The sequence below is a fragment of the Lysinibacillus telephonicus genome, assembly GCF_003966145.1.
GTDB lineage: Bacteria > Bacillota > Bacilli > Bacillales_A > Planococcaceae > Ureibacillus > Ureibacillus telephonicus.
Genome location: NZ_RXNR01000109.1, coordinates 1 through 9,158 on the forward strand (window position 1 = coordinate 1; position 9,158 = coordinate 9,158).

7 protein-coding genes, 1 riboswitch and 2 other annotated features are annotated in these 9,158 nt (G+C 33.3%); of the genes, 3 read left to right on the top strand and 4 right to left on the bottom strand.

Features of this window, described 5'->3' with window-relative positions; genetic code table 11:
• Positions 1-197: 197 nt before the first annotated feature.
• Together tyrS and EKG35_RS19785 are read right to left on the bottom strand one after the other, a co-directional pair.
• Positions 198-1,412 (bottom strand): tyrosine--tRNA ligase, encoded by a 1,215-nt coding sequence (gene tyrS / locus EKG35_RS19780; protein WP_126296265.1) that lies wholly within the window; start codon positions 1,410-1,412, stop codon positions 198-200.
• Positions 1,413-1,497: 85 nt separating this feature from the next.
• Positions 1,498-1,749, bottom strand: a binding site (T-box leader).
• Between the two features lie 229 nt (positions 1,750-1,978).
• Positions 1,979-3,325, bottom strand: coding sequence for an amino acid permease (locus EKG35_RS19785; RefSeq protein WP_126296266.1), 1,347 nt, complete (start codon positions 3,323-3,325; stop codon positions 1,979-1,981).
• Positions 3,326-3,406: 81 nt separating this feature from the next.
• Positions 3,407-3,656, bottom strand: a binding site (T-box leader).
• Positions 3,657-3,871: 215 nt separating this feature from the next.
• A riboswitch (TPP riboswitch) is annotated at positions 3,872-3,983 on the top strand.
• A 99-nt stretch (positions 3,984-4,082) separates the two neighbouring features.
• On the opposite strand from EKG35_RS19785, the gene EKG35_RS19790 reads away from it, so the two are divergent.
• Positions 4,083-4,844 carry a 3-oxoacyl-ACP reductase gene (locus EKG35_RS19790; RefSeq protein WP_126296267.1) on the top strand — a complete coding sequence of 254 codons (762 nt, stop codon included), beginning with the start codon at positions 4,083-4,085 and terminating at the stop codon, positions 4,842-4,844.
• A 220-nt stretch (positions 4,845-5,064) separates the two neighbouring features.
• On the opposite strand, the gene EKG35_RS19795 is transcribed toward EKG35_RS19790, so the two are convergent.
• Both EKG35_RS19795 and EKG35_RS19800 read right to left on the bottom strand, forming a co-directional pair.
• Positions 5,065-6,138, bottom strand: a complete 1,074-nt coding sequence (locus tag EKG35_RS19795; protein ID WP_342774129.1) for a proline dehydrogenase family protein — start codon at positions 6,136-6,138, stop codon at positions 5,065-5,067.
• Between the two features lie 652 nt (positions 6,139-6,790).
• Complete coding sequence (locus EKG35_RS19800; protein ID WP_126296269.1) at positions 6,791-7,000, bottom strand: hypothetical protein; 210 nt, start codon at positions 6,998-7,000, stop codon at positions 6,791-6,793.
• A gap of 252 nt (positions 7,001-7,252) precedes the next feature.
• Here EKG35_RS19800 and EKG35_RS19805 point away from each other — a divergent pair, with 252 nt between their 5' ends.
• Complete coding sequence (locus tag EKG35_RS19805; RefSeq protein WP_126296270.1) at positions 7,253-7,927, top strand: response regulator transcription factor; 675 nt, start codon at positions 7,253-7,255, stop codon at positions 7,925-7,927.
• Positions 7,924-8,961 (top strand): HAMP domain-containing sensor histidine kinase, encoded by a 1,038-nt coding sequence (locus tag EKG35_RS19810; RefSeq protein ID WP_126296271.1) that lies wholly within the window; start codon positions 7,924-7,926, stop codon positions 8,959-8,961. The genes EKG35_RS19805 and EKG35_RS19810 overlap by 4 nt, the downstream gene beginning before the upstream one ends.
• The last annotated feature ends 197 nt before the right edge of the window (positions 8,962-9,158 follow it).

Consider the following 9,158-nt stretch of genomic DNA (forward strand, 5'->3'; position numbering starts at 1 on the left):
GACTTAATTTTATCAGAAGTGGTCCTTATTTTTTATTTAAAATAATCAAAGCCGGTGAAATTTTACTTATCGTAAAATTTCACCGGCTTTTTCATCAGAGACGGGTTTTGTCCCAGCCTCTATTTTTTAAGAGCTGTTTATTATTGTTCCTCAGTAAACTTTTTTAATTAGATTCTTCTTGGAAACATCTTATTAAGTTATTTAATTAAACGAATAAATCTTTTTTTGCCAATTTGTAGTACCTCTTCGTTCATTAATACACGATCAAATTCATCTTCACTTAATTTTTCTTTATTTATTTGAACACCGTTTTGTTTAATTAACCGTAAAAATTCGCTTTTGCTTTTAATGAATCCTTTATCAATTAGTAAAGGAATGATATCTTGCACCGTTTCAGCTCCAATTTGAATTACTAATTCCGGGATATTATCTGGTATTTCCTTTTTGCTGAAAGCAGTTTCATAAAATGATCTTGCTTTTCGCATTTCATCTTCACCACAATATAATTTTGTAATAATTTCAGCCAATTCGAGTTTAATATCTCTTGGATTTTCGCCTTGTTCAAGTCGTTCTTTTATTTTGTCAATTTTGTCAGGATGTTCATCCGTTGCTAACTCAAAGTATTTAATTATTAGACTATCTGGTACTTCCATTACTTTTTTAAACATCACTTCTGCTGGTTCATTAACCCCAATATAATTGCCAAGACTTTTACTCATTTTTTCAACACCATCAAGACCTTCAAGAAGTGGCATAAAAATAGCAATTTGCTTTTCTAATCCCCAATGCTTTTGTAGTGTACGTCCCATTAAAACATTGAAAGTTTGATCGGTGCCACCTAGTTCGATATCAGCTTGGATCTCAATAGAATCGTATCCTTGCATTAGCGGATAGAAAAATTCATGAATACCGATAGGAATTTGATTTTTATATCTATTTTGAAAATCATCTCGTTCTAATATTCTTGCAACAGAAGTAGTTGCTGCCAATTTAATGACTTCCTCAAAGGTTAACTTCGATAGCCACTCGCTATTAAAACGGACTGTAGTTTTATTTGAATCTAGCACTTTAAAGATTTGTTCAAAGTACGTTTTTGCATTGATTTTAACCTGCTCATCACTTAGAGCTGCTCGGCCTTTTGCTTTTCCTGTTGGGTCCCCAATTCGACCAGTAAAATCACCTATGATTACGACAACTTCGTGTCCTAAATCCTGCATTTGTTTCATTTTTCTTAGTACAACAGCATGTCCTAAGTGAATATCAGGGGCAGAAGGATCAAGCCCTAATTTAATCGTAAGCGGAGTTTGTGAGCGATAGGATTTCTCTAGTTTCACCAATAACTCCTCTTCATTTACTATTTCTTTAATACCTTTCATGATGATCTTTAATTGTTCTTCTGGTTTTACAAACATACTAACATCTCCTTGAAATATTATTTCTAATATTGCAAGTTCTATAAGAAACAAAGGATAAAAAAAAACGCCCTTTTGGATATACCAAAAGGACGATTCATCTCGTGTTACCACCTTTAATTCATAAGCAATTCACATTGCCTACCTTAACAAGTACAGTCTAATGACGATACTTTAGCACATGATTACGGGTGCTAAGCCGGTGTAGCCTACTAAGGGATCCTATTCGGTACACAGCTCCAAGATGTATTCACAACCGTTCAACATGCACCTCTCATCAACCGGTAACTTTCTGTCTGTTTACATGATTGCTACTCTTTCTTATCATAGCCTTTGCTCTTATACTCCGAAATGTTTAAACAAATCTTCGTTATGCAGATATTAATTGACTTTTATTTTATATATTTATTTTAAATTGTCAATAATGAATTTTTATAACCGAAAAAGGCTATTTTTTTTTGTTTATACTATCTTAAAATTATGTTCTAAATTAAAGATTCAAATTTTCCCATATGGAAAAATGCCCTCATAAGCCTCGAAATCTAGTATTTTCTCCATGGATACTCTTAATTTTTTATTTTATATCCTATGTAAAGTATTAAAAACCACACAGGTGCTACAAATAATGCGATGCGCATATCCGGAATAAATGCCATTAAAATAATGACAAACGCTAAAAATATTAGTGCCAAATAGGTAGATAATGGATAGAACGGTATTTTAAATTTAATTTCTTCTATCTCTTTTTTTGTTTTTGATTTTCTAAATTTTAATTGGGCAATTAGGATAATAGTCCAGCTAGTAATTACTGCCACTGTAGCAACAGCAGAAATATACAAAAATACTTTTTCAGGAACAATGTAATTTAAAACGACTGCAATTAATAAAAACAATGATGAGAACAAAATTCCACGTCTCGGACTCCCATTCTTGCTAAGCCTTTCAAAATATTTCGGACCATTATTTTGCAGTGATAGATTGTACAGCATTCTTCCTGAACCAAATAACCCACTATTAAAAGCTGATAATGCTGCTGTTATTACAACAAAGTTAATAATATGGGCAGCTCCAGGAATACCGACATTATCAAAAATTAATACAAATGGGCTACCATTCGTTCCTACCTCATTCCAAGGATATAAAATCATCATGACTCCCAATGCACCAATATAGAAAATTAGAATCCTCCATACGACATTGTTGATGGCTGATGGAATCGACTTTTGTGGATTTTTTGCCTCTCCAGCTGTAATCCCAACCAACTCTACTCCACCAAAGGAAAACATAACAAGAACGAGTGACATGATAATCCCCTCGATTCCATTAGGCATGAAACCTCCATGGGCCCACAGATTGTCAAAACCAATTGGCTGTCCCCCGTTGCCAATCCCAAATAAAATAATGCCTAATCCAAGAAGAATCATTCCAATAATCGCTACAACTTTAATCATTGCAAACCAGAATTCAAATTCTCCGAATGCTTTTACATTAGCTAGGTTTACTATAGTAATTACAATGAGAACAGCAAGCGCCGTCAACCATTGCGGAATTTCTGGAAACCAGTAATTTACATAGACACCAACTACAGTTATTTCCGCCATTCCAACAACTATCCACATAAACCAATAAGTCCAACCAGTTAAATATCCAGCAAAAGGGCCTAAATAGCGATTTGCGTATGTACTAAATGAACCTGACACGGGTTCTTCTACTGCCATTTCTCCAAGCGCCCTCATAATGGTGAAAATAACTAATCCCCCTATTAAATATGATAGCAAAATAGATGGACCAGCCATTTGAATGGTAGCACTAGAACCGTAGAACAATCCAACTCCAATGGAACCTCCAAGAGCAATTAACTGAATATGTCTGTTGTCTAAACCTCGTTGAAGTTTCTTATGATCTTTACTCAATCAATTTTCCTCCTTAAATTTTTTCTAATATTGCAAGTTCTATAAGAATCAAAGATAAAAAAAACGCCCTTTTGGATTAACCAAAAGGACGATTCATCTCGTGTTACCACCTTTGTTCGTATGCAACTCACATTGCTTACCTTAGTAAGTACGGTCATTTGACGATACTCTAGCACATGATTACGGGTGCCAAGCCGGTGTAGCCTACTAGGAAATTCTTTTCGGTACACAGCTCCAAGATGAATTCACAATTGTCAACACGCACCTCTCATCAACCGGTAACTTTCTGTTTGTTCACATGATTGCTACTATTTCTTATCATAGCCTTTGTTCTTATACTCCGAAATGTTTTAAACAAATCTTCGTTATGCAGATATTAATTTATATTAATTCTAACTATTTATTTAATTTTGTCAATGCTGAATATTCTCCTACAAAAATAATTCATTTGTTTAGTCGGATATGTTCAAAAACGTTTTATTTATTTCTATTGACTATTACTTTATGAAGGTTTAGGATAAGCATTAATATATTTAATAGAATAATTCTTTCTACTAGGGGAGCCTGTATTTCAGGCTGAGAAAAAAGTGAGTGAACTTTTTGACCCTCAGGACCTGATCTGGATCATGCCAGCGTAGGGAAGTAGTCCTTTTTAAACTATGACTAGGTCCTTTTTTGGCGCCTAGTTTTTTTGTTTTTATGCCTACTTGGATGAAAACTATTAAATAGATACATAGATAATTAGGAGGAGAATTGAATGAAATTAAGTAAACAAACAGTTTTAATTACTGGTGCAAGTAGAGGATTAGGGTCAGCTATAGCAACTGCTTTTGCAAAGGAAGGAGCAAATGTTGTCATTAATTATTTTAACAGTAAGGAAAAAGCACAAAACCTTGCCAAAACATTAGGAAATCATGCTATTGCCATTCAAGCAGATGTTAGAGATAAGGAACAAATTAATGCATTGGTTGCTGAAGCCAAAAATCACTTTAATACGCCGATTACAACTATTGTTAACAATGCATTAATCGATTTCCGTTTTAATCCAGTTGCTCAAAAAAATGCTTTCGAGCTTGAATGGGACAATTTTAACACTCAATTTGAAGGAAGCATTAAAGGTGCATTAAATACAATTCAAGCTTGTTTAGGAGATATGAAGGATCTTGGGTTTGGTCGTATTGTCAACATTGGCACTAATTTATTTCAAAATCCAGTAGTTGCCTACCATGAGTATACTACTGGTAAGGCTGCGTTACTTGGATTTACCCGTAATATGGCAAAAGAATTGGGGCAATATGGTATAACAGTAAATATGATTTCAGGCGGTCTATTAAAACAAACTGATGCTAGCAGTGTAACGACTGAAGAAGTGTTCAATATCATTAAGTCTACTACTCCTTTACAAAGAGTAACAACACCGGAAGAATTAGCTGATGCAGCATTATTTTTCTCATCACCTTGGGCAAGAGCTGTTACTGGCCAAAACCTTGTTGTAGATGGCGGCTTAGTAATGGATTAAGTGAGGTTACTGTAAATTTTATCGAATGACGACATTAACTCAATAAAAAACAATAAAAAGGCTTTGTTTAAAGAAGCCGTTTTTTATAGATAAGTACGTTCCCCTTTTGAATAGCTCCTTTTAAGGTAACAGATTTTATAAATTAATCTACTTTAAGGGGAGCGTATCACTTTTTTCGGAAAACGTACTTCTTTTAAAATACTTGAAAAAAATATTCTATTTAGTATCCGTTCATTCTATCGTTATTCTGTTCAATTATATCTGTTATAAATGTATAAATATTTTGTGGATATTCTGCGATACGATGTACTAAATATAAGTACCATTCAGTCCCATATGTTACATAAACTTTAGTCTGTATTCCCTCTTCCTTCAAAGTTTTTAAAAGACTCGGGCATACCCCATCCAACATTTCTACTTCAGTATTCAAACTAGTAAGCAATCCCCTTGCTTTTAGGTCCATTAGTAAGTGTTCATCATGAGTAGCAATAGAAATTGGATGTTCATTTTCTATACACATTGAGGTGAATTCAATGTAGCGCTCATTTAACTCTTCAGATCTAGGTATAGATATCTCCGCTGGCTCTTGATAGGCACCCTTCACCAAACGAATTTTCCCCGGTAATCTCAATAGCTCTTTGAGATCCGATAAAGATCGATGTAAATGAACTTGTAATGTTATACCAACATTCGTGTGTATTTTTGAAATATCCTTATAGATAGATAAGATTTTATTCGTCTTATCAGATTCCTCCATACCTAATATTAAATTGATATCATTTTCTTGTGCGGCTATTGCAACTTCCTCTAAATGTGAATATGCTAACGAACTGGAAATCATCATTCCTATGTGGGAAAGGTCTAAACATACAGTCCCTCTTATTTGATTTGCTCCAAGTTCTTTAATTATTTCTATAAATTCACTTTTGGCAAGTCTACATTCACTTTCCGAAATTGTATTTTCTCCGATAAATTCTAATGATACTTGATACCCCTTGCTATATAAGTGACTAACCCGTTCAATCCCTTCTTTACGTGTTTGTCCTGCCACAAATCGATTAATACCATTCTTTAATAGTGGATAAAGTTCTTTTGAATTTTGAACAGATCTTTTTATTTCCTGATTTCTTGCAATTGACTTTAAAGCATTGGAAAATCGAATTTCTTCAGCAACCATTAAAAAATCACACCCTTTAAATATAATTATTTTTAACTCGTTCTCAAGGTAAAAATGGATAAACCCCTCACTGTTAGCTAAAAATACCATGACAAAATGGTTTACTGTAAGTACCACTAATATGATTATTTAATAGTGCCAATTTAAAGGTCTTAAATATGTCATTGATAAGCTAATGTTATAAGCATTTAGAACAAAAATTTTTAAATAGGGATTTTTGCAGGATATAGACTACGTTCTACTCGTCAATAGTCAGAAATACTGGAGGTTCCTCGATTGGTTTTTTTAGAGGCTTACGAACAGTTATTTCCAGAAGATTTTCTAGAAGGAAAAAATGAGTGGAAACAGTTGCTGTTTATGGATTTTCTCTAAAAGAAGTGGTTTCAAAATGCAATATTATAAGAGGAAGTAACCTAATCACAAAAAGACCGATTCTTACCAATTATGTATCCCTGAATTGGAGGATTTATATAAAACATTTGGGTCAGTTTGCAATACATATATGCAACGAAACCGACCATTCTCTTTTTCTATGATTTACTGGAAGATTTAATTATTTAAAAAATACCCTAGCCAATTATTTATTTCCGACAAGAGGTGTTGAATGCCACTAGAAAAAAACTGATTATAACACGGTGCAATCCAATATGAATGCAATTATTTCCCCTCCCCCTTTTACAAAAAAATTACTTTAAATTCGAGTCAATAGGATTATTGGTAACTTGTAAATAACCATAAATAGGACCGTTGTTCAAAAGCTTTCTTTATTCTAATCTGCAATGACAATCTCAGCAACACTTATAAAGTTGTTGCTTTTAAACCCCCACATATTAACATCTCCAATAAATTCATAATTTAACTTTATTAATAATGCTTCCAAGCTTTCTTTATTTTCCTTAAGGGGAAGTTTATATTCATCTATCAAGCGTTCTTCTTCTCCTAAAATTTCATATTGACTAAATAAAATTGTATAAAACACGTACACATACTCTCCCTCTATTCAAAATTACTATTGTAATTCTTCTATAATCTTTAGTAACTTATTAGCAATAAAAGTTTTCTATTAATTACTACTCTCTTATAAAACATAACTACCATTATTATTTTGGCTATAGTGTATCATTAAAAAGTAAACTGAAAATAAACTTGAACGTATAATTGATTTTCAGTTTACATTGCGATGGTAAAATTTTTTATGTAATAATAAGTTTTATTGGAGGCCCAGCTTTATATGTTTAAAATATTAGTGGTTGAGGATGATATAAATACTAGAAAGCTAATGTGTACCGTATTAAAGCAAAACGGTTACGAAACATACAGTGCAGAGGATGGTATTTCTGCACTTAATTTAATGGAAAAGCATTACATAGATCTAGTTGTTCTTGATCTAATGATGCCAAATATGGACGGATATGAATTGACTAGGCAGCTCCGCCTTTCATGGGAGCATCTACCAATCTTAATGGTTACAGCTAAACAAGAACCTCAAGATAAACGGAAAGGTTTTCTTGTTGGGACAGATGATTATATGACAAAACCTGTAGATGAGCAGGAAATGGTGCTGCGCATTAAGGCACTACTTCGCAGAGCTCAGATTGCCAATGAACATAAGCTTAAATTAGGTAAAGTTGTACTCGATTATGATGCGCTTACTATATCACGTGAGGAAAAAATAATTACTTTGCCACCAAAAGAGTTTTACCTTTTATTTAAGCTGCTCTCTTATCCGAACATGATTTTCACCCGTCTTCAATTGATGGAGGAAATCTGGGGAGTAGAATCCGAAACCGATAATCATACATTAAATGTTCATGTTAATCGCTTGCGGGACAGATTTCGAGACTGGCCAGAGTTTGAAATAGTGACAGTTAGAGGACTTGGCTATAAGGCTGTGAAAAAAGTATGAGAGAATTTTTTAAAAAGAGATTAAGTCTTGCTATCACATTGGTAATGTTTGTTTTCGGTGTCTTAGTGGCAACATCTCTGGTAGTCGGAGTAATTACAATACTATTACAGTATTTAGGAGTAATAAGTTTTAAAGATTTCCCTGCAAAAATTTCATTATTCGGTTTTTTAGGTTTCTGTATTCTACTTGGGACTTCACTTACTGCCTTTCTTAGTAAAAAAGCTTTAAACCCTATCAGTACATTAATTAATGCTACTCATAAAGTTGCTGACGGCGATTTTAATGTACAGGTAAATATTAAAGGTATCGGAGAATTGGAAGAGCTCTCTCATAGCTTCAATAAAATGACACAGGAACTTGCAGGTATTGAAACACTCAGGAGAGATTTTATCAATAACTTCTCCCATGAATTTAAAACACCCATTGTCTCTATTAGAGGCTTTGCAAAATTACTCAAGGAAAATAATTTAAGCGAAGAAGAGCGACAGGAGTATCTTGACATCATCATAACTGAATCGGAGCGTTTAGCAGTTCTTTCTACTAATGTACTAGCCCTTTCAAAATATGAAAACCTTGAGATTATTACCGATAAAGCTCCATTTAGGCTAGATGAACAAATTAGAAAAACAATTATTTTAATGGAGCCTAGATGGACTTCAAAAGAGATTACAGTAAATGTGGAACTTAATAAGATTATTTATAACGGTAACGAAGATTTGATCCAACAAGTCTGGCTAAACTTATTAGATAATGCAATTAAATTTTCATATAAAGGTGGCTTAATAAATATAACCCTAGAAGCTGTAAATGAAGGAGTACGTTTTGCAATTCAAGATGATGGACCTGGTATGGACGATCAGACACAGGTACATATTTTTAATAAATTTTATCAAGGTGATATATCACATTCCAAAAAAGGAAATGGGTTAGGACTTGCTCTTGTAAAACGAATAGTGGAATTATGTGGTGGCGAGATTCAGGTACAGAGCGCTAAAGATAAAGGTAGTATATTTACTGTTACGTTGCCAAATTAAATGAATTTATTACTATATATTAAGTAAATAAAGTTCCTGCCCCGCCATTAATAAAGGACGGGGCTATGTTTTTTAAGGCTCTATAATATTTGTTGGGGTTTGAAAAAATTTCATAAATAAAAAAGCACGTAATCACCGATTTCTATATACTTGAATTGTCGAGAAACAAGCAATGAAAGGTGATACGTGCAAATGAA